The organism is Burkholderia territorii (genome assembly GCF_001718335.1).
Taxonomy (GTDB): domain Bacteria; phylum Pseudomonadota; class Gammaproteobacteria; order Burkholderiales; family Burkholderiaceae; genus Burkholderia; species Burkholderia territorii.
In genome coordinates this window covers 2242663-2261760 of the sequence record NZ_CP013366.1, presented here as the reverse complement: position 1 = coordinate 2261760, position 19098 = coordinate 2242663, and the positions used below count along the sequence as shown (strand labels likewise).

At 67.2% G+C, this 19098-nt stretch carries 20 protein-coding genes; 15 read left to right on the top strand and 5 right to left on the bottom strand.

Going from position 1 to position 19098, the window contains the following annotated elements:
• Positions 1-63 precede the first annotated feature (63 nt).
• From WS51_RS21015 to iscX, 12 genes are all read left to right on the top strand, one after another.
• Entirely contained in the window at positions 64-786 is a 723-nt protein-coding gene (locus tag WS51_RS21015; protein WP_059450460.1) for a (Fe-S)-binding protein, read from the top strand.
• 33 nt (positions 787-819) lie between these two features.
• Positions 820-2232 carry a lactate utilization protein B gene (locus WS51_RS21010; RefSeq protein ID WP_069229735.1) on the top strand — a complete coding sequence of 471 codons (1413 nt, stop codon included), beginning with the start codon at positions 820-822 and terminating at the stop codon, positions 2230-2232.
• Between the two features lie 127 nt (positions 2233-2359).
• Positions 2360-2587 carry a hypothetical protein gene (locus WS51_RS21005; protein ID WP_059800736.1) on the top strand — a complete coding sequence of 76 codons (228 nt, stop codon included), beginning with the start codon at positions 2360-2362 and terminating at the stop codon, positions 2585-2587.
• Positions 2588-2689: 102 nt separating this feature from the next.
• On the top strand, positions 2690-3172 hold the full coding sequence (locus WS51_RS21000; protein ID WP_059450457.1) for a low molecular weight protein-tyrosine-phosphatase: 483 nt from the start codon (positions 2690-2692) through the stop codon (positions 3170-3172).
• A gap of 116 nt (positions 3173-3288) precedes the next feature.
• Positions 3289-3828, top strand: coding sequence for a Fe-S cluster assembly transcriptional regulator IscR (gene iscR, locus WS51_RS20995; RefSeq protein WP_009691731.1), 540 nt, complete (start codon positions 3289-3291; stop codon positions 3826-3828).
• Positions 3829-3891: 63 nt separating this feature from the next.
• Positions 3892-5115: an IscS subfamily cysteine desulfurase gene (locus tag WS51_RS20990; protein ID WP_059503485.1), complete on the top strand. Its 1224-nt coding sequence runs from the start codon at positions 3892-3894 to the stop codon at positions 5113-5115.
• 68 nt (positions 5116-5183) lie between these two features.
• A complete protein-coding gene (gene iscU, locus WS51_RS20985; protein ID WP_009691729.1) occupies positions 5184-5591 on the top strand; it encodes a Fe-S cluster assembly scaffold IscU in 408 nt (135 codons plus the stop codon).
• A gap of 64 nt (positions 5592-5655) precedes the next feature.
• Positions 5656-5979 carry an iron-sulfur cluster assembly protein IscA gene (gene iscA, locus WS51_RS20980; protein ID WP_011885413.1) on the top strand — a complete coding sequence of 108 codons (324 nt, stop codon included), beginning with the start codon at positions 5656-5658 and terminating at the stop codon, positions 5977-5979.
• A gap of 94 nt (positions 5980-6073) precedes the next feature.
• A complete protein-coding gene (gene hscB, locus WS51_RS20975) occupies positions 6074-6601 on the top strand; it encodes a Fe-S protein assembly co-chaperone HscB (RefSeq protein WP_059450473.1) in 528 nt (175 codons plus the stop codon).
• A 54-nt stretch (positions 6602-6655) separates the two neighbouring features.
• Complete coding sequence (hscA, locus tag WS51_RS20970; protein ID WP_069229734.1) at positions 6656-8524, top strand: Fe-S protein assembly chaperone HscA; 1869 nt, start codon at positions 6656-6658, stop codon at positions 8522-8524.
• A gap of 84 nt (positions 8525-8608) precedes the next feature.
• Positions 8609-8950 carry an ISC system 2Fe-2S type ferredoxin gene (gene fdx / locus WS51_RS20965; protein WP_057925227.1) on the top strand — a complete coding sequence of 114 codons (342 nt, stop codon included), beginning with the start codon at positions 8609-8611 and terminating at the stop codon, positions 8948-8950.
• 44 nt (positions 8951-8994) lie between these two features.
• Positions 8995-9204: a Fe-S cluster assembly protein IscX gene (iscX, locus tag WS51_RS20960; RefSeq protein WP_040144569.1), complete on the top strand. Its 210-nt coding sequence runs from the start codon at positions 8995-8997 to the stop codon at positions 9202-9204.
• Positions 9205-9339: 135 nt separating this feature from the next.
• Here the strand turns inward: iscX and WS51_RS20955 are convergent, their stop codons facing one another.
• The 5 genes from WS51_RS20955 to WS51_RS20940 form a co-directional block, all read right to left on the bottom strand.
• Positions 9340-10086: a glycine zipper 2TM domain-containing protein gene (locus tag WS51_RS20955; RefSeq protein WP_069229733.1), complete on the bottom strand. Its 747-nt coding sequence runs from the start codon at positions 10084-10086 to the stop codon at positions 9340-9342.
• Positions 10087-10432: 346 nt separating this feature from the next.
• A complete protein-coding gene (gene lysS, locus WS51_RS20950) occupies positions 10433-11959 on the bottom strand; it encodes a lysine--tRNA ligase (protein WP_059450453.1) in 1527 nt (508 codons plus the stop codon).
• 75 nt (positions 11960-12034) lie between these two features.
• Positions 12035-13139 (bottom strand): peptide chain release factor 2 gene (gene prfB, locus WS51_RS31250; RefSeq protein ID WP_147956413.1). Its coding sequence is split into 2 segments (ribosomal slippage): positions 12035-13057 and positions 13059-13139, totalling 1104 coding nucleotides; the frame shifts between segments, so codons are not numbered across the junction.
• Between the two features lie 139 nt (positions 13140-13278).
• Complete coding sequence (recJ, locus tag WS51_RS20945; protein WP_059503483.1) at positions 13279-14976, bottom strand: single-stranded-DNA-specific exonuclease RecJ; 1698 nt, start codon at positions 14974-14976, stop codon at positions 13279-13281.
• A 10-nt stretch (positions 14977-14986) separates the two neighbouring features.
• Positions 14987-16063: a hypothetical protein gene (locus WS51_RS20940; RefSeq protein ID WP_059503482.1), complete on the bottom strand. Its 1077-nt coding sequence runs from the start codon at positions 16061-16063 to the stop codon at positions 14987-14989.
• A 153-nt stretch (positions 16064-16216) separates the two neighbouring features.
• Here WS51_RS20940 and WS51_RS20935 point away from each other — a divergent pair, with 153 nt between their 5' ends.
• From WS51_RS20935 to WS51_RS20925, 3 genes are all read left to right on the top strand, one after another.
• Positions 16217-17470, top strand: a complete 1254-nt coding sequence (locus tag WS51_RS20935; RefSeq protein ID WP_059450450.1) for a lipoprotein-releasing ABC transporter permease subunit — start codon at positions 16217-16219, stop codon at positions 17468-17470.
• Complete coding sequence (lolD, locus tag WS51_RS20930; RefSeq protein ID WP_081051465.1) at positions 17463-18221, top strand: lipoprotein-releasing ABC transporter ATP-binding protein LolD; 759 nt, start codon at positions 17463-17465, stop codon at positions 18219-18221. The genes WS51_RS20935 and lolD overlap by 8 nt, the downstream gene beginning before the upstream one ends.
• 61 nt (positions 18222-18282) lie before the next feature.
• The gene (locus tag WS51_RS20925; RefSeq protein ID WP_059450448.1) at positions 18283-19071 is read left to right on the top strand and encodes a TatD family hydrolase; all 789 of its coding nucleotides are present in this window, start codon (positions 18283-18285) and stop codon (positions 19069-19071) included.
• Positions 19072-19098: the final 27 nt, after the last annotated feature.

Genomic DNA, 19098 nt, shown 5'->3' with positions numbered 1-19098 from the left:
GCCGGCGTTTGTCTTGTCGGCCAAACGGCGGATAATGAGAGCCGTTTTCTCGAAGGAGCGCGTATGCGAGTCGGTTTGTTCGTGACCTGCCTGGTCGACCTGATGCGTCCGGAAATCGGTTTCTCGGCGCTGAAACTGATTCGCGATGCCGGCTACGAGGTGTTCGTGCCGCCCGCGCAAACCTGCTGCGGGCAGCCGGCCTACAACTCGGGCGACCGTGCGCTCGCACGCGATCTCGCCGAAAAGACGCTGCGCGAGTTCGAGCAGTTCGACTACGTCGTCGTGCCGTCGGGCTCGTGTGGCGGCATGATCCGCGCGCATTACGGCGACTTGTTCCGCGACGACCCCGAACTGATGGGGCGCTATGTGCGATTTCAGCAGAAGGTCCATGAGCTGACCGATTTCCTCGCGAACGTCGCGAAGGTGACGCTCGCGCCCGGTGAATTCACGGGGCCCGTCACCTATCACGACTCGTGCTCGGGCCTGCGCGAGCTCGGCGTGAAGGCGCAGCCGCGCGCGCTGCTCGCGCAGCGCGGCGTGGCCGTGACCGAGATGAAGGACTGCGAGCACTGCTGCGGCTTCGGCGGCACGTTCGCGGTCAAGTACGGCGATATTTCGGCGGCCATTGCCGACGAGAAGTGCGCGAACGTGCGCGCGTCCGGCGCCGGTGCGGTCGTGCTCGGCGATCTCGGCTGCATGCTGAACATCGAAGGGCGGTTGCGCCGCACCGGCGACCGCGAAACGCGCGTGCTGCACGTCGCGCAGGTGCTGGCGGGCGACGTCTGACGCCCGGGTCCGCTCACTTTTCCGGATACCGCGATGCAAGTCCAATCGATGCATTTCAAGGCGCGTGCCGGCCAGAAGCTGGCCGACCAGCGCCTGCAGCAGAATCTGAAGAAGCTGTCGACGAAGTTCGTGTCCGCACGTGCCGACGCGATGACGGCGATCGACTTCCCGGCCACGCGCGCCGCGCTGAAGGCGCGGCGCAACCGGGCGCTGGAGAACCTCGACGTGTGGCTCGAGGCATTCGAGCGCGAGGCGACGCGGCGCGGCACGACCGTGCTGTTCGCGGAAACCACTGCCGACGCCGCGCGGCTCGTTGCCGACATCGCGCGACGCCACGACGTGAAGAAGGTCATCAAGACGAAGTCGATGGTGTCCGAGGAAATGCGCCTGAACGCGGTGCTCGCCGAGATGGGCGTGCAGTCGATCGAGACGGACCTCGGCGAATATATCCTGCAGATCAACGACAACGAGCCGCCGAGCCACATCATCGCGCCCGTCGTGCACAAGGACAAGGACGAGATCGCGGATCTGTTCGCGCGCACGCACCACCGCGAGCGGCTGACCGAGATCCCCGACATGACACGCGAGGCGCGCGAGGTGCTGCGCCCGCATTTCCTGTCGGCCGACATGGGCGTGACGGGCGGCAACTTCGTGATCGCCGAGACGGGGTCGGTCGCGGTCGTCACGAACGAAGGCAACGAAGGAATGTGCACGGTGATGCCGCGCGTGCATGTCGCGGTGACGGGCATCGAGAAGGTACTGCCTACGCTCGAGGATCTCGCGACCGCGATGCGCCTGCTGCCGCGCTCGGCGACCGGGCAGAAGACCTCGAACTATTTTTCGCTGCTCACCGGGCCACGCGGTCCCGGCGACGAGGATGGCCCGGAGCACAACTACGTGGTGCTCGTCGACGGCGGCCGCACAGGGCTGATCGGCGGGGAATTCCAGGAGATGCTGCGCTGCATCCGCTGCGGCGCGTGCATGAACCACTGCCCGGTATATCAGAAGGTTGGAGGGCACGCGTACGGATGGGTCTATCCCGGCCCGATGGGCTCGGTGCTGACGCCGAGCTACGTGGGAGTCGACAGGGCGCTCGATTTGCCGCAGGCCGCGACGCTGTGCGGCGAATGCGACAGCGTGTGTCCCGCCGGTATCCCGTTGTCGCACTTGCTGCGCACGCTGCGCGAGAAACAGGTCGAGCGGCATCTGCGGCCGTGGCGCGAGCGCGCAGCGCTTGCCGCCTGGGGCTTTTTCGCGCGCCGGCCGATGCTGTACGCGCTGACGACCAAGCTCGCGGTGCGCATCCTCGAGCGGTTGGGCGGCGATGGCGGCACGCTGCGGCGCTTGCCGATGATGGGCGGCTGGATGGATACGCGCGACATGCCGACGCCGACCGGCCGCACGTTCCGCGAACTGTACGCGGCTTCGCAAAGTCACCTCGGCTGACGACTGTTCATCGAGGGACAACAGTGCGTTCGCTATTCATGTATTTATCTCGATAGGTGTGGTCTATAGAATCCTGCCTGTAGTCCCCGGAATCGGGTTCCGGGGCATGAGGTCAAGGAGCCGCATCATGAGAAAGACAATATCGATGTACTGGCCGCTGGCAATCGTCGTCCCGCTCGCCGCGGTCGCTTATCTGCATGCGATGGCCGACGCGCCGTCGCGTGGCCCGATCGCCGTCCATCAGGCATCGGCCGAACTGGCGCGCGCGGTTTCGTTCGGGCTGGTCGGCGACGCGGTGCAGCCGTTGCCGGCCGCGTCCGGCGACGTCGTGCTCGCCGCACCGAAGGCGCTGTAATGCATGCCGCCGTCGCTTTGCGCGACGGCGCGATCCCGGGCGCCTTTGTATAATGGCGTGTTCTTCCCTCCACGCGGTTCACCGCGGCTTTCGGATAGTGCGATGACCCGCGTTGCGATCTGTTTCGTCTGTCTCGGCAATATCTGCCGTTCGCCCACGGCGGAAGGCGTGATGCGCCATCAGGTCGACGCGGCCGGGCTGGCCGACCGGATCGCGATCGATTCGGCAGGCACCGGCGACTGGCATGTCGGCGAGCCGCCCGACACGCGCGCGCAGGCGGCGGCCCGCACCCGCGGCTACGATCTGTCGGCGCTGCGGGCGCGTCAGGTCAGTGCGGCGGACTTCGAACGCTTCGATCTGCTGCTGGCGATGGACGAGGCCAATTTCGCGGAATTGCGGCGGCGCTGCCCGCCCGCGCATCGCGACAAGGTGCGGCTCCTGATGGAATTCGCACCGGGCGCGACCGAGACCGAAGTGGCCGACCCTTATTTCGGCGGCGCGCAGGGCTTCGAAACGGTGCTCGACCAGGTCGAGCGCGCGTGCGCGGGCCTGCTCGAAACGCTCCGGAGCGACGTCGCACGTTGAGCCAACGCGGTATTCAGCGATTTGCGAATACCCTGCCGAAGACATGGATACTTGACTAAAAACGTCAAATATTTATACTTGACCAAAATCGTCAAGATTGCAGTCCCCTAGACACCATGAGACTCACCACCAAAGGCCGTTTCGCCGTCACGGCGATGATTGACTTGGCACTGCGCCAGGAGCAGGGCCCGGTGACGCTTGCAGGCATCAGCCAGCGCCAGCGGATTTCGCTCTCGTATCTCGAACAGCTGTTCGGCAAGCTGCGCAGGCATGAAATCGTCGAATCCGTGCGCGGCCCGGGCGGCGGCTACAACCTCGCGCGCCGCGCGCAGGACGTCACCGTTGCCGACATCATCATCGCGGTCGATGAGCCGCTCGACGCCACGCAGTGCGGCGGCAAAGGCACGTGCGACGGCTCGAAGCAGCCCGACGGCCACTGCATGACGCACGAGCTGTGGTCGACCCTGAACCAGAAAATGGTCGAATACCTCGATTCGGTATCGCTGCAGGATCTCGTCGATCAGCAGCGTGCACGCGAGGGCGCACCCGCGGTGCTGCGCGACCGGCGCACGCCGGAGCCCGTCGCGGCGCCGGCCGAACCGGTGCGCACGATGCCGCTCGGTCCCAATTCGGTGTTCAACATCGCGAGTTCGTGAGCGCGAACGCGCCGCACACCCCATAACGCACATAGTCCCTGCACAGAATTCCCGGAGCGACAGATGACCCAAGAGACTCTCCACCTGCCCATCTACATGGATTACAGCGCGACGACGCCGGTCGACCCGCGCGTGGTCGACAAGATGGTGCCGTACCTGCGCGAGCAGTTCGGCAACCCGGCGTCGCGCAGCCACGCGTACGGCTGGGACGCGGAACGCGCGGTCGAGGAAGCGCGCGAGCAGGTGGCCGCGCTCGTGAACGCCGATCCGCGCGAGATCATCTGGACGTCCGGCGCGACGGAATCGGACAACCTCGCCATCAAGGGTGCCGCGAACTTCTACAAGGGCAAGGGCAAGCACATCGTCACGGTGAAGACCGAGCACAAGGCCGTGCTCGACACCTGCCGCGAGCTCGAGCGCGACGGCTTCGAAGTCACCTATCTCGACGTGAAGGAAGACGGCCTGATCGACCTCGACGTGTTCAAGGCCGCGCTGCGCCCGGACACGATCCTCGTGTCGGTGATGCACGTGAACAACGAGATCGGCGTGATCCAGGACATCGCGACGATCGGCGAGATCTGCCGTGAGAAGGGCATCATCTTCCACGTCGACGCCGCACAGTCGACCGGCAAGGTCGAGATCGACCTCGCGAAGCTGAAGGTCGACCTGATGTCGTTCTCGGCGCACAAGACCTACGGCCCGAAGGGCATCGGCGCGCTGTACGTGCGCCGCAAGCCGCGCGTGCGCATCGAAGCGCAGATGCACGGCGGCGGCCACGAGCGCGGGATGCGTTCGGGCACGCTGCCGACGCACCAGATCGTCGGCATGGGCGAAGCGTTCCGCATCGCGCGTGAGGAAATGGCGACCGAGAACGAACGCATCCGCATGCTGCGCGACAAGCTGCTGCGCGGCCTGTCGCAGATCGAGGAAACGTACGTGAACGGCGACATGGAGCACCGTGTCCCGCACAACCTGAACATCAGCTTCAATTTCGTCGAAGGCGAATCGCTGATCATGGCGATCAAGGACGTCGCGGTGTCGTCGGGCTCGGCGTGCACGTCGGCGTCGCTGGAGCCGTCGTACGTGCTGCGTGCGCTCGGCCGCAACGACGAACTGGCGCACAGCTCGATCCGCTTCACGGTCGGCCGCTTCACGACCGAGCAGGACGTCGACTTCGTGATCGACCTGCTGAACAGCAAGATCGCAAAGCTGCGCGAACTGTCGCCGCTCTGGGAAATGCACCAGGAAGGTATCGATCTGTCGACGATCGAATGGGCCGCACACTGAACGCGGCATTGAATACATTCGCGGGCGGATTTGCGCACGCAGACGTAACGAGTCAAGGAGTCTGAGTCATGTCATACAGCAACAAGGTTCTGGATCACTACGAAAACCCGCGTAACGTCGGTTCGTTCGCGAAGGACGACGACGCGGTGGGCACCGGCATGGTCGGCGCGCCGGCCTGCGGCGACGTGATGAAGCTGCAGATCCGCGTCGGCGCGGACGGCGTGATCGAAGACGCGAAGTTCAAGACGTACGGCTGCGGTTCGGCGATCGCGTCGAGCTCGCTCGTGACCGAATGGGTGAAGGGCAAGACGCTCGACGAGGCGCTGTCGATCAAGAACACGCAGATCGCCGAAGAGCTGGCGCTGCCGCCGGTGAAGATTCACTGCTCGATTCTCGCGGAAGACGCGATCAAGGCAGCCGTGGCCGACTACAAGAAGCGCCACGACACCAAGGAAGGCGATCAGGCAGCGGCCTGAGCGGCATCGAGCGGCTTGTGAAGGATCGCGGCGGGCCCGGACGGCACGCCGCGGCAAGGACATCATGGCAATTACACTGACCGAAAAAGCAGCACAGCACGTCCAGAAATACCTCGTCCGTCGCGGCAAGGGTGTGGGCCTGCGGCTTGGCGTTCGCACGACCGGGTGCTCGGGGCTCGCGTACAAGCTCGAGTATGTCGACGAGCTGGCCCCCGAGGATCAGGTGTTCGAGAGCCATGGCGTGAAGGTGGTCGTCGATCCGAAGAGCCTCGCGTACATCGACGGCACCGAGCTCGACTTCGCGCGCGAAGGCCTGAACGAGGGGTTCAAGTTCAACAACCCGAACGTGAAGGACGAGTGCGGCTGCGGCGAATCCTTCCGCGTGTGACGCGGGTTTCCGCGCGATGCGGGCAAGAGGCGGCACGAGCCGCCTTTTTAATGTGCGGCGCGTGCCGCGCGACGAATCGGAATTGAACGCGACGATGGTTTCGCTGAAAGACAGCCACTTCGACCTGTTTCACCTGCCGGCGCAATTCGCGCTCGACGAGGCGGCGCTCGACAGCGCGTATCGCACGGTGCAGACGCAGGTGCATCCGGACCGCTTCGCGGCGGCCGGCGACGCGCAAAAGCGCATCGCGATGCAATGGGCGACCCGTGCGAACGAAGCGTATCGCACGCTGCGCGACCCGCTGAAACGCGCAACCTATCTGCTGTCGCTGCGCGGCGTCGACATCGGTGCCGAAAACAACACCGCGATGGAGCCGGCGTTCCTGATGCAGCAGATGGAGTGGCGCGAAGGCATCGAGGATGCCGCGGCTGCCCGCAACGTCGACGCGCTCGATGCGCTGCTCGCCGAGTTGCGCGACGAAAAGCGCGTGCGCCTCGAGCGCCTCGGCACGCTGCTCGACAGCGGAGCCGACCAGGCCGCCGCCGAAGCCGTGCGCCAGCTGATGTTCATCGAACGGGTCGCGTCGGAAGTGGGCGCGCAGATCGAGCGCCTCGAAACTTAACCGCGTGCCTCGCGGCACGCGCAGCAAACGGGCCGAGCGCCCGAACGAACCAAGATGGCTTTACTGCAAATTTCCGAACCGGGCATGGCGCCGGCGCCGCACCAGCGGCGACTCGCTGTCGGGATCGATCTCGGCACGACGAACTCGCTCGTCGCGGCCGTGCGCAACAGCGTGCCCGAAGTGCTGCCGGACGAGGCGGGCCGCGTGCTGCTGCCGTCGGTGGTCCGTTATCTGGAGAAGGGCGGCCGCCGCATCGGTCATGAAGCGAAGGAGCAGGCCGCGACCGATCCGCGCAACACGATCGTGTCGGTCAAACGCTTCATGGGCCGTGGCAAGGCTGAGGTCGAAGGCGCGGCGAATGCGCCTTACGAATTCGTCGATGCGCCGGGCATGGTGCAGATCCGCACGATCGACGGCGTGAAGAGCCCGGTCGAAGTGTCGGCCGAGATTCTCGCGACGCTGCGTTACCGCGCGGAAGACACGCTCGGCGACGAACTGGTCGGCGCGGTCATCACCGTGCCCGCGTATTTCGACGATGCGCAGCGCCAGGCGACGAAGGACGCCGCGCGTCTCGCGGGCTTGAACGTGCTGCGCCTGCTGAACGAACCGACTGCGGCCGCGATCGCCTACGGTCTCGACAACGCGGCCGAAGGCCTCTATGCGGTGTACGACCTCGGCGGCGGCACGTTCGACCTGTCGATCCTGAAACTGACGAAAGGCGTGTTCGAAGTGCTGGCCGCGGGCGGCGATTCCGCGCTCGGCGGCGACGATTTCGACCACGCGCTGTTCGGCCACGTGCTCGCACAGGCCGGCATCGATGCGAAGGCGCTGGCGCCCGAGGACGTGCGCCTGCTGCTCGATCGCGTGCGCGTGCTGAAGGAAGCGCTGTCGTCGGCGCCGCAGGCGTCGCTCGACGTGACGTTGTCGACAGGCGCGCACCTCGTGCAGACGATTTCGCACGACACGTTCGCCGCGCTCGTCGAGCCGCTCGTGCAGCGCACGCTGACGCCGACCCGCAAGGCATTGCGCGATGCGCAGGTCACGCCGGCCGACATCAAGGGCGTCGTGCTCGTCGGCGGCGCGACGCGCATGCCGGTGATCCGCGACGCGGTCGCGAAGTATTTCGGCCAGCCGCCGCTCGTCAATCTCGATCCGGACCAGGTCGTCGCGCTCGGCGCGGCGATCCAGGCCGATCTGCTCGCCGGCAATCGCGGCAGCGGCGACGACTGGCTGCTGCTCGACGTGATCCCGCTGTCGCTCGGGGTCGAGACGATGGGCGGTCTCGTCGAGAAGATCATTCCGCGCAATTCGACGATTCCGATCGCGCGTGCGCAGGAATTCACGACCTTCAAGGACGGCCAGACCGCGATGGCGATCCACGTCGTGCAAGGCGAGCGCGAGCTCGTTGCCGACTGCCGGTCGCTCGCGCGCTTCGAGCTGCGCGGCATCCCGCCGATGACGGCCGGCGCGGCGCGCATCCGTGTGACGTACCAGGTCGATGCGGACGGGCTGTTGTCGGTGTTCGCGCGCGAGCAGCACTCGGGCGTCGAGGCATCGGTCGTCGTGAAGCCGTCGTATGGCCTTGCCGACGACGACATCGCAAAGGTGCTCGAGGACAGCTTCAAGACCGCCGAAATCGACATGCGCGCACGCGCGCTGCGCGAAGCGCAGGTCGAGGCCGAACGGATGATCGAGGCGACGCAGGCGGCGCTGGCCGCCGACGGCGAGCTGCTCGACGACGCCGAACGCGCGCAGATCGACGCGCTCGTCGCGGCGCTGCGCACGGTCGCGCAGGGCGACGACACGGACGCGATCGAAGCGGCGACCAAGATGCTGGCCGACGGCACCGACGAATTCGCGGCGCGCCGGATGGACAAGAGCATCAAGCGCGCGCTGTCGGGCCGACGCCTCGACGAGATCTGAACGAATTGCACGCGGGCCGGCGACGGCCCGCGCGATATTGAACCGTGCGGCGCCAGCCGCCGCACCCTGACTGACGGAACGGACATGCCTCAACTGGTGGTGCTGCCTCACGTCGAACTGTGCCCGGACGGCGCAGTGATCGACGCGACGCCCGGCAAGAGTATTTGCGACAACCTGCTCGACAACGGGATCGAGATCGAGCACGCGTGCGAGAAGTCGTGCGCATGCACGACCTGCCACGTGGTGATTCGCGAGGGCTTCAACGATCTCGAGCCGTCCGACGAGGACGAAGACGACCTGCTCGACAAGGCATGGGGCCTCGAGCCGACGTCGCGCCTGTCGTGCCAGGCAATCGTGAAGGAGGATTCCGACCTGGTGGTGGAGATCCCGAAGTACTCGATCAACCACGCGAAGGAAAATCACTGACGATTCGGCGGGGCGGACTCGCCGCGTACACGGGAGAGCAGGCCATGAAGTGGACCGATTCGCGCGAAATCGCCATCGCGCTGGCAGACAAGCATCCGGACGTCGATCCGCAGCGGATCAATTTCGTCGACCTGCGCCAATGGGTCATCGAACTGGACGGCTTCACCGACGACCCGGCTCATTCGGGCGAGAAGATCCTCGAAGCGATCCAGGCGCACTGGATCGATGAATCGGACTTCGACGACGAAGACTGACGCTCGGGCCGGGGGCCGCACCAACGCGGTGGCCCGGCAGCAAAAACCTCGCGCAAAAGGAAAAGGCTCGTGATGCTTCACGAGCCTTTTTCATTTCCGGCGCGGCGCCGGGGCCGCCCGGCGACGCGTAAGACTTTAAGCGCCGACCAGCGTGCCGTTCTCGATCCGCACGCGCTGGCCCTGGCCGAACGGCGGCGGGTTGTGGTACGTGAACGTGCGCGTCGCGCCGCTTTCCATCTGGACCTGCACCTGATAGTCGGTTTCCGCGCGCACCTGCTTCTCGACCTGGTTGCCGGCGAGACCGCCGCCGAGCGCGCCGATGATCGTCATCGCGGTGCGGCCGTTGCCATGACCGAACTGGTTGCCGAGCAGGCCGCCGGCCGCTGCGCCGCCAACCGCGCCGATCCCCGAGCTCTGGCCCGGCGTACGCGTCTGGGTGATCGCGACGACTGTCCCGCAAGTCTGGCAATAAGCCGGCTGCGCGGGCGCGGACGGCTGCTGCGCGTATTGCGGCGGTTGCGGCGCGGGCGTGTGGCGCCGGTGCGTGGCTGCGGGGCGCGGCGCGGGCTTCGATTCCGCCTGGACTGCCGCGGCCTTCTCGGCCGCCGCCTTCTGCCGCGCGGCATCTTCGGCTGCGGCCTGTTGCTGCGCTTGCGCGGCGAGCGCCGCGCTGGCCGCCGCAGCCGTATCGACGGCCGGCTGCGACGCGATCAGCGCGGCCTGGGTCTGGCCATTCTGCGCGTTGTTGCTGTTGGCCTTCGGGAGGATGCCCGTGATCGCGGCGGTGGCTGCGAGGCTCGCGACGATGACGGCGCCTGCCGCGGTCGCGATGAGCGGGTGAAGGCGTTGCTTTTGCGGCGTGGTTTGATTCTGGTTGTCCATTTTGTTCTCCGGTGTCGACCCGGCTTCGCATGTCTGCACTCGCCGGATCCCACGCTCGGGAGCGAGCAGACTTGGCGTTCCGGCGCCGCGTTCTGGTCCCGTGGTCATGCGTGGTGACGCAACAGGAGTGTCGTCCACGGGCGAGGCGCGCACCGTATCAAGGTGTAACGAATTGCAGCGGGGAGCCGGCGGGCGTTACAGGGAAAACCCGGAGGATGCCGTCGCGACGAGGGGATAAATCGGGGAAGGATCGAAAACCGGCGAACGCCGGCAGGCGGGATTTACGCGTGGTTACAAAGCTGACGCGTGCGCGCCGCAGGGCACGGCGCACACGCGGGCTCGGCCGTCAGTCCTCGCGGCGCAGGTGCGGGAACAGCAGCACGTCGCGGATCGTCGGGCTGTCGGTGAGCAGCATCACGAGACGGTCGATGCCGATCCCGCAGCCACCCGTCGGCGGCATCCCGTGTTCGAGCGCGCGGATGTAGTCGGCGTCGAAGAACATCGCTTCCTCGTCGCCCGCATCCTTCTGCTCGACCTGCTTCTTGAAGCGCGCGGCCTGGTCTTCCGGATCGTTCAGCTCGGAGAAGCCGTTCGCGATTTCGCGGCCGGTCATGAACAGCTCGAAACGCTCGGTGATGCCCGGCACCGTATCCGATGCGCGCGCGAGCGGCGACACTTCGACCGGGTAGTCGATGATGTAGGTCGGCTCCCACAGCTGCGATTCGGCGGTTTCCTCGAACAGCGCGAGCTGCAGCGCGCCGATGCCGGCGTTCAGGAAGGCCGGCTGCGACACGTCCACGCCGAGGCGCTTCAGTTCGGAGCGCAGGAACGCGTCGTCCGACAGCTGGCCGTCGGTGTACTGCGGTGCGTACTTCTGGATCGCCTGCGTGATTGTCAGGCGGTGGAACGGCTTCGCGAGGTCGAGCTCGCGGCCCTGGTACTGGATCGTCGCGGTGCCGAGCGCATCGATCGCCGCCTGGCGGATCAGCTGTTCGGTGAAGTCCATCAGCCAGCGGTAGTCGGTGTACGCGGCGTAGAACTCCATCATCGTGAATTCCGGGTTGTGACGCGGCGACACGCCTTCATTCCGGAAGTTGCGGTTGATCTCGAACACGCGTTCGAAGCCGCCGACGATCAGGCGCTTCAGGTACAGCTCCGGCGCGATGCGCAGGAACATCTGCATGTCGAGCGCGTTGTGATGCGTGACGAACGGCTTGGCCGCCGCGCCGCCCGGGATCGGGTGCAGCATCGGCGTTTCGACTTCCATGAAGTCGGCGTTGTCCATGAACTTGCGGATCGACGCGATGGTCTTGGTGCGCGCGCGGAACGTGTCGCGCGTTTCCGGCGTGACGATCAGGTCGACGTAGCGCTGGCGATAGCGCATTTCCTGGTCCGCCAGGCCGTGGAACTTGTCCGGCAGCGGGCGCAGCGCCTTCGACAGCAGGCGCAGTTCCTTGCACTGGACCGACAGCTCGCCCTTGTTGGTGCGGAACAGCACGCCGCGTGCGGCGACGATGTCGCCGAGGTCCCACTTCTTGAATGCGTCGTAGGTTTCCGCGCCGACGTCGTTCGGCGTCACGAAGAACTGGATCTGGCCCGAACCGTCCTGCACCGTCGCGAAGCTCGCCTTGCCCATCACGCGCTTGAGCATCATGCGGCCGGCGACCGCCACCTCGACCGGATTCGCCTCGAGCGCGGCCTTGTCCGAGTCGGCGAAGTCCGCCTGGAGATTGGCGGCGTGATGCGTCGGCCGGAAATCGTTCGGATAGGCGACGCCTTGCTCGCGCAACGCGCGCAGCTTCTCGCGGCGCTCGGCGATGATCTGGTTTTCGTCCGCCGCGACGGCGGGCTGCGTTTGGGTCGGTTCGGTCATGATGGTCGGAATTCGGAGTGGGTGCGGCAACGCAACGGGAAGGGCGGCGCGACCGGAGAGGCCGCGCCGCGGCGCTTACACGCCCTGTTTGAGGCTCGCGCTGATGAAGTCGTCGAGATCGCCGTCGAGTACGGCCTTCGTGTTGCTCATTTCGACGTTCGTACGGAGGTCCTTCACGCGGCTCTGGTCGAGCACGTACGAGCGGATCTGGTGACCCCAGCCCACATCGGTCTTGCTCGACTCGAGCTTGTCCTGCTCGGCCTGGCGCTTGCGCATTTCGGCTTCGTACAGGCGCGACTTCAGCATGGCCATCGCTTCGGCGCGGTTGCGGTGCTGCGAGCGGTCGTTCTGGCACTGCACGACGATGCCGGTCGGCATGTGCGTGATACGCACGGCCGAGTCGGTCTTGTTGATGTGCTGGCCGCCCGCGCCCGATGCGCGGTACGTGTCGATGCGCAGGTCGGCCGGGTTGACCTCGACTTCGATCGAGTCGTCGATTTCCGGATACACGAACACCGACGAGAACGACGTGTGGCGGCCGCCCGACGAGTCGAACGGCGACTTGCGCACGAGACGGTGAATGCCGGTTTCGGTGCGCAGGAAGCCGTATGCGTATTCGCCCGACACCTTGATCGTCGCGTTCTTGATGCCCGCGACGTCGCCGTCGGATTCTTCGAGCACTTCGGCCTTGAAGCCCTTGCGCTCGCAGTAGCGCAGGTACTGGCGCAGCAGCATCGACGCCCAGTCGCACGCTTCGGTGCCGCCGGCGCCGGCCTGGATGTCGATGAAGCAGTTGTTCGGGTCGGCCGGGTTCGAGAACATCCGGCGGAATTCGATGTCGCCGACGCGTGCTTCGAGCTTCTTCGCGTCTTCCTCGGAGGCGACGAGGGTGTCTTCGTCGCCTTCCTCGCGTGCGAGTTCGAACAGGTCGAGTGCGTCGCGCAGGTCGCTATCGAGCGCCGTCAGCGTCGTGACGACGCCTTCGAGCAGCTTCTTCTCGCGGCCGAGTGCCTGGGCGTTCTTCGAATCGTTCCAGACGTTCGGGTCTTCGAGTTCCTTGTTGACTTCGTTCAGACGCGCAGCTTTGGCGTCGTAGTCAAAGATACCCCCGAAGCTCGCCCGCGCGCGTGCGCAGGTCGAGCAGGGAGCTTTCGATCGCGTTGAGACGTTCCGCTTCCATGATCGTTCGCTTTTCTTGCTTCGTAAAAAAGCGGAATTATAGCCGATCGGCGGGCTTACCCGGTGACGCGGAACGTGCTTGCATGCGCGCCGCGGCCCCGTTCGGCGCGGCGCGCATGCGGCCCGCGAGCGGCGGAGTCTCAGCCGGCTGCGTGTTCGACGATCAGCTGGACACGCGTCACGCCGTTCCACGTGTCGGCCACGAGGCGGTATGCGATCAGCGCGCTCGCCGGCAGCGGCTCGGTGTGGTTGAACCAGATCGCGTTGAAGCGCTGGCGGCCTCGCGCCAGTTGCAGCTTCAGGTGCTTTTCCTTCACGAGCGACTGCGACACGACGTCGAATTCACCGGAGAAAAGCGGGGCCGGGAAGCCCTGGCCCCAGACGGCTTCGTCGAGCAGCCCGACGAACTGCGGCGTGAAATACGCGTCCTCGAGCTCGCCGTCGGTCTCGATCACGCGTGCCAGCGCGTCGTCGGACAGCCACTCGCGCGCGACGGCCTCGAACGCGGCCGCGAAGCGCGGCACGTTGTCGGTGTCGAGCGTGAGGCCGGCCGCCATCGCGTGGCCGCCGAACGCGACGATCAGGTCGGGCTCGCGCTTCGATACCAGATCGAGCGCATCGCGCAGGTGGAAGCCGGGGATCGAGCGGCCCGAACCCTTGACCCGCGTGCCGGCTTCGTCCGCATGCGCGAACGTGAACGACGGGCGGTGGAATTTCTCCTTGAGCCGCCCGGCGACGATGCCGATCACGCCCTGGTGCCACTCGGGGTTGAACAGCGTGATCGTGCATGCGTCGGCCGGATCGACGTCGGCGAGATCGGCGAGCGCCTGCTGCTGCATGCCGGCCTCGATCTCGCGGCGTTCGCGGTTCATCGTGTCCAGCTGCTGGGCGAGGTCCCACGCGCGGCCGATGTCGTCGGTGATCAGGCACTCGATGCCGAGCGACATGTCCGAGAGCCGCCCGGCCGCGTTCAGGCGCGGGCCGAGGCCGAAGCCGAGATCGAAGCCCGACGCGGTGCGTGCGTCGCGGCCGGCCGCGCGAAACAGCGCGGCGATGCCGGGCTGCATGCGGCCGTTGCGGATGCGCTGCAGCCCCTGCGCGACGAGCACGCGGTTGTTGCCGTCGAGCCGCACCACGTCGGCGACCGTGCCGAGCGCGACGAGGTCGAGCAGCCCGTCGAGGCGCGGTTCGGCCTCCTTGCTCGCGAACGCGCCGCGGCGTCGCAGCTCGGCGCGCAGCGCGAGCAGCACGTAGAACATCACGCCCACGCCGGCGATATGCTTGCTCGGGAATCCGCAGCCGGGCTGGTTCGGGTTGACGATCGCGCGCGCGGCGGGCAGCGCGTCGCCGGGCAGATGGTGGTCGGTGACGAGCACGTCGATGCCGCGCGCGTTCGCGGCTTCGACGCCCGCGACGCTCGCGATCCCGTTGTCGACGGTGATCAGCAGGTCGGGCTTGCGCGCGGCCGCGAGCTCGACGATCTCGGGCGTGAGCCCGTAGCCGTATTCGAAGCGGTTCGGCACCAGGTAGTCGATCTGCGCGCCGAACATCCGCAGGCCGCGCACCGCCACCGCGCAGGCGGTCGCGCCGTCGCAGTCGTAGTCGGCGACGACCAGCAGTCGCCGCTTGTCGGCGATCGCGTCGGCGAGCAGCGCCGCGGCGTTAGCGCAGCCTTTCAGTTCGGAGGGCGGAACGAGGCGCGCGAGCGCCGTCTCGATGTCGGTCGGGGACTGCACGCCGCGCGCCGCATACAGGCGCGCGAGGACGGGGTGCAGGCCGTGGCGGGCGAGCGCTTCGGCGTCGGCGGGCGCGACGGGGCGGGTAACGATCCGGGTCATACAGGTCGGGTTATTCGAACAGGGATGCCAGCGCGCGGCGGCGCCAGAACTTGCGCAGGTCGCCGCGCGTGGCGTGCAGCGTCACCGAGCTGGTGTCGCCGCACAGCGTGAAGTCGACGCCGGCCAGCTCGCCGTTGTGCAGCGCGGCCAGCGCGGGCGCGAACCAGTCGCGCTCGAGCGCGGCGAGCGCATCGTGCCAGCGCGCCCAGTCCTGTTCGATGAACGGTGCGGACAGCGCCGGCAGCTCGACGAGCGTCGCGCCGGGGCCGCCGGGCAGTGCGCCGAATGCGGCCGGCACGGCGCCGGCTTCGGCCTGCGCGGCGCGCGCGAGACCGAGTGCCGCGGGCGATGCGGACAGCACGCGAGCGAACGGCTTGTCGACCGGCTTCAGCGTGCCTTGCGCATGGAACCAGATCGAATTGACGGCGGGCAGGCCGCGCGCTTCGCGCGCTTCGTTGACCGGATGCTGGAACCACGCCATCTGCACTTCGTTCTGCAGCTTCATCCACATCCGCGAGCGTTCGCCCGTGTGCGCCTCGTGCGGCAGCCAGATCTCGATGTTGCGGCCGCTCGCGCGCAGCGGCGCCGCGCCGGCGAGGCGGGCGAGCTGCTCGCTGGACAGGTACCAGCGTGCCGGCTGCGGCGCCTCCAGTCGCACGCCGAGCTCCTCGATCAGCGGGCGCGCGACCGCCAGCAACGCGGCGGCGTCGCCGTCGTCGAGCGCGAGGCTCGCCGGATCGACGAGCACGAGGTGATCGTGCGCGATTTCGACGTGGACGGGCTCGACGCACGCCCAGGCGTGGGTGCCCGGGTCGCCGCCGTCGGCCAGCAGCATGTAGGGCGCGAGCGGTGCTTCGTCGGCGGCGTTGCCCTGGGTCGCGCCGAACTGGCGGGCCAGCCAGCGCTCGTGCGGCAGCGTGCGCTGGAAGTCCTCGCCGGCCACGCGCTCGACGAGGCTCGCGCGCGCGAGCAACTTTTCGAGCGCGGGGCTGTCCAGCGTGTGCAGGGACGAGGCCGCATCGGCCGCCGACGGCAGCGCGAACGGAACGAGAAAATGGAGGCGTCGGTCGTGCATGATGGTGCGCATTGTATGGCAAACTGCGCGCGTGATCGGGCCGGCGGACGGCCCGATTGCGTCCGGCGACCGATTTTTCGGCCGTGCGCCGGGCGGCCGTCCGCCGCCGGACGGCGCTCCGGCCGCGGGCGGCCATCCCCGCCGTAACCAGCAGAAAGGATTCGCTTGAAACTTCCGTACGAATGGCAGATCGGCTGGCGCTACACGCGCGCCGGCAAACGCACGACCGGCAACGGCTTCATTTCCTTCATCGCACTGGTATCGATGCTCGGGATCGCGCTCGGCGTCGCGGCGCTGATCGTCGTGCTGTCCGTGATGAACGGCTTCCAGAAGGAGGTGCGCGACCGCATGTTGTCGGTGCTTGCGCACGTCGAAGTGTTCTCGCCGACCGGCTCGATGCCGGACTGGCAACTGACCGCGCAGGAAGCGCGCCGCAATCCGTCGGTGATCGGCGCGGCGCCTTACGTCGAGGCCCAGGCGCTGCTCACGCGCCAGGACGCGGTGAGCGGCGTAATGCTGCGCGGCATCGAGCCGTCGCTCGAGCCGCAGGTGTCGGACATCGGCAAGGACATGAAGGCGGGCCAGCTCTCGGCGCTCGTGCCCGGCCAGTTCGGCATCGTGCTCGGCGATGCGCTCGCCGGTAACCTCGGCGTGACGGTCGGCGACAAGATCACGCTCGTCGCGCCCGAAGGCACGATCACGCCGGCCGGGATGATGCCGCGGCTCAAGCAGTTCACGGTGGTCGGCGTGTTCGAGTCCGGCCACTACGAATACGACAGCACGCTCGCGATGATCGACATCCGCGACGCGCAGGCGCTGTTCCGGATGTCCGCGCCGACCGGCGTGCGATTGCGCCTCACCGACATGCAGAAGGCGCCGCAGGTCGCGCTCGAGCTGTCGCATACGCTGTCGGGCAGCCTGTATATCCGCGACTGGACCCAGCAGAACAAGACCTGGTTCTCGGCCGTGCAGATCGAGAAACGGATGATGTTCATCATCCTCACGCTGATCATCGCGGTGGCCGCGTTCAACCTCGTGTCGTCGCTCGTGATGACGGTGACCAACAAGCAGGCCGACATCGCGATCCTGCGCACGCTCGGCGCGCAGCCGGGCTCGATCATGAAGATCTTCGTCGTGCAGGGCGTGACGATCGGCTTCGTCGGCACCGCGTCGGGCGTCGCGCTCGGCTGCCTGATCGCGTGGAGCATTCCGTGGCTGATCCCGATGATCGAGCATCTGTTCGGCGTGCAGTTCCTGCCGCCGTCGGTGTACTTCATCAGCGAGCTGCCCTCCGAGCTCGTCGCCGGCGACGTCGTCAAGATCGGGCTGATCGCGTTCGCGCTGTCGGCCGTCGCGACGCTCTATCCGAGCTGGCGCGGCGCGAAGGTGAAGCCGGCGGAGGCGCTGCGCTATGAATGACCGCGCGACCGCATTCGCGGATTCACGACAACCCATCAGACAGGATTCGGCAGGTATGCAGGAATACGTGCTTCAGGCGCGCGGGATCACGAAGGCGTTCGTGCAGGGCGGCTTCAACGTGCAGGTGCTCAACAACACCGAGCTGACGGTGCGGCGCGGCGAGAAGCTCGCGGTCGTCGGTGCGTCGGGCTCCGGCAAGAGCACGCTGCTGCACGTGCTGGGCGGCCTCGACGAACCGAGCGCGGGCGAGGTGTCGCTGCTCGGCAAGCCGTTTACGCAACTCGCCGAGCGCGAGCGCAACGAGCTGCGCAACCGCGCGCTCGGCTTCGTCTACCAGTTTCACCATCTGCTGCCGGAGTTCACCGCGCTCGACAACGTCGCGATGCCGCTGCGCATCCGTCGGATGACGACCGAGGACGCACGCGCGCAGGCACAGGCGATGCTCGAACGCGTCGGTCTCGGCCCGCGTGCGAAGCATCGGCCGGGCGAGCTGTCGGGCGGCGAGCGGCAACGCGTGGCGATCGCGCGCGCGCTGGTGACGAAACCCGCGTGCGTACTCGCCGACGAGCCGACCGGCAACCTCGACGGCACGACCGCCGACACGGTGTTCAACCTGATGCTCGAACTGTCCGAGACGCTTGAGACGAGCTTCGTGATCGTCACGCACGATCCCGAGCTGGCGGCGCGCTGCGACCGCATCATGCGGCTGCGTGACGGCGTGCTGCACGAGGAGCCGGCGCTGCCGGTATGAACGAACGCGCCGCCGTGCCCGGCGATTTCCGGCACGGCGGCGACGGCGCAGGAAAGCCGCCATGTGGATCGATACGCATTGCCATCTCGATGCCGCCGAGTTCGACGCCGACCGCGACGCCGTCGCGCATGCGGCGCGCGCGGCGGGCGTGTCGCGCATCGTGATCCCGAGCATCGGGCGCGACAATTTCACGACCGTGCGCGAACTGGCACAGCGCACGCCGGGTGCGGCCTATGCGCTCGGTATCCATCCGATGTATACGCCGCATGCGCGCGACGAGGATCTCGACCGCTTGCGCATGGAGATCGAGGCGAGCCTCGATGATCCGCGCTTCGTCGCGATCGGCGAGATCGGTCTCGACTACTTCGTGCCCGGCCTGGACGAGGACCGGCAGCAATTCTTCTATCAGGGGCAGCTCAAGCTCGCGCGCGAATTCGACCTGCCGGTGCTGTGCCACGTGCGCAAGTCGCAGGACCGCGTGCTCGCGGGGCTGCGCCGCTTCGGCGTGCGGCGTGGCATCGCGCATGCGTTCAACGGCAGTTTCCAGCAGGCCGACGCGTATCTCGCACAGGGGCTGCATCTCGGTTTCGGCGGCAACGTGACGTTCGGACGCGCGTTGCAGATTCGTCGGCTCGCCGCGCAGTTGCCGCTCGATGCGATCGTCGTCGAGACGGACGCGCCCGACATCGCACCCGAATGGGCGTACAAGTCCCGCAACGCGCCCGACCAGGTGCCGCGCATCGGCGCCGTGCTCGCCGAGCTGCGCGGGATCGACGCGCACGCGCTGTCCCTATCCACAACGGCTAACGCGCTCGCCGCGCTGCCGCGCCTCGCACTTTCGTCCGCATAATCGTTGCCCGAAGGCGCCGCATCGACG